This is a genomic window from Sphingomonas pruni NBRC 15498 (genome assembly GCF_001598455.1).
GTDB lineage: Bacteria > Pseudomonadota > Alphaproteobacteria > Sphingomonadales > Sphingomonadaceae > Sphingomonas > Sphingomonas pruni.
In genome coordinates this window covers 1-1,763 of record NZ_BCYZ01000150.1, presented here as the reverse complement: position 1 = coordinate 1,763, position 1,763 = coordinate 1, and the positions used below count along the sequence as shown (strand labels likewise).

General features: G+C 65.0%; 1 protein-coding gene. It reads right to left on the bottom strand.

Annotated elements, in window-relative coordinates; translation table 11 throughout:
* Window positions 1-78 precede the first annotated feature (78 nt).
* Window positions 79-1,626 (bottom strand): N-acyl-D-amino-acid deacylase family protein, encoded by a 1,548-nt coding sequence (locus tag SPR01S_RS20955; RefSeq protein WP_066593788.1) that lies wholly within the window; start codon window positions 1,624-1,626, stop codon window positions 79-81.
* Between the last annotated feature and the right edge of the window lie 137 nt (window positions 1,627-1,763).

Sequence of the window (1,763 nt, the reverse complement as noted above, 5' to 3'; positions counted from 1 at the left end):
ACTCTAGTCTGTCGTGGGCCCCCTCCACCACGCGGCTGCGCCGCGCGGTCCCCCTCCCCGTACCGGGGAGGAATTTGCCTACCGCGCCCTCAGCAGCTTCCCCGTAAACCCAACCCTTTTCCCACCCTCGAAAGCCGGCTGGCCGTTCACCATCACCAGATCGAACCCCTCGGCCATCGCGAAGGGATCGACGTAGGTCGATCGCGCCCTGACCTTCTTCGGATCGAACAGGATGAGATCGGCCTTCGCCCCCTCACGGACCACACCGCGATCGAACAGGCGGAGTGTCTGCGCCGGAAAGCCGGTCGCCTTGCGGACCATTTCCTCGATCGTCAGCTTCTTGTCGCGGACGACATATTCTTCGACCAATTTGGCATAGGTGCCGGTAGCGCGCGGATGTCGCATGCCGGGCCCGCCATCGGTCGAAAACGAGACGTTGGGGTCGAGCAGCAAAGTGTCCTGCAGTACCTTGTCCATCGTGAAATGCGCGCCCGAACCCCCATCCGGCCCCAGTTTGATCAGCAGGTCGGCGAAATGCATCCCTTCCTGTTGCGCCGCCTGGGCAAGCGTCTTGCCGGCATAAGGTGGCGTCCCGATCAGCAACGCCTCCGGCCCGCCACGCCGCGTCATCCGCGCGATCAGATAGTCGCGCAGTTCCTGCCGCCGCTGCGCCAAGACCGAGGCGTAATCGGTCGGCGGCAGCGCCCATTTCGGGAAGAGGATCGCGATCCCGGTATAGCCGGCCTCATAGGGATATTCGTCGGCGGTGAGATCGATCCCGCGACGGCGGAAGTCGGCGACGAAAGCGAGCAATTCTCGGCCGCGCTTCTCGCCTTTGCCGAACACCGATTTGAAGTGCGAGATATGCGGCCGCGCCGGTAGCGACGAGGCGACCAGTTCGTTGATCGACGCCTCGATCTCGTCGTCATTCTCCGACCGCATATGGCTCATGCAGACGCCGCCATAACGCGCGACGACCTTGCCGAGATTGCTGAGCTCCGGCGTCTCCGAATAGATGCCAGGAACATATTCGAGCCCGTAGGAAATACCGAATGCGCCCATGCGCATTTCGGAATCGAGCTGCGCCGCCATGCGCTCGAGCCCGGCGGCATCGAGATGATGCACCGAATCCGCCACGCCCGCCGCGCGTCGCAACGTGCCGTGGCCGGCGAGCAGCGCCACGTTGATGTCGATCCGCGCGCGATCGACCGCCTGCATCCAGCTCCTGGGATCGAGGTCGTTGCCGATCCTCGGCCCCTCGCCGTCCTGGCCCAGGGTGACGGTGGTCACGCCCATCGCCAGGAACGTCTCGTAGGAATCGTGCAACGGGTCGCCATGGCTGTGCATGTCGATGAAGCCCGGCGCCAGCACCCTGCCCTCTCCCGCGACCACGCGCGTTGCCGCAGCGGAGGCCTTGCCGCTCGCCGGCAGGATTTGCGCGATCCGGTCGCCGGCGACGAGCACGTTGGCGAACCGTCCGGGGGCGCCGGTGCCGTCGACAAGCATGACCTCACGAAACAGCGTCGATGGCTCGCTCTGCGCTCCGGCACGAACCGCCCAGCTGGCGAGTCCTCCCGTCGCCGCCGCTCCACCGATCAGCTGCCGCCGCGTCAGGCGCTGAGACATGGGCTCCCCCTCTCTCGTTATCGATTCCGAGGGGTAGACTAATCGCGATCCGCTTGTTGCCGCCATAGATTGAAAGGGTGCGGCCATAGACGGCGAGCATAGGCGCTAGAGCTGGATTGCGATGGCGAGACCTATTC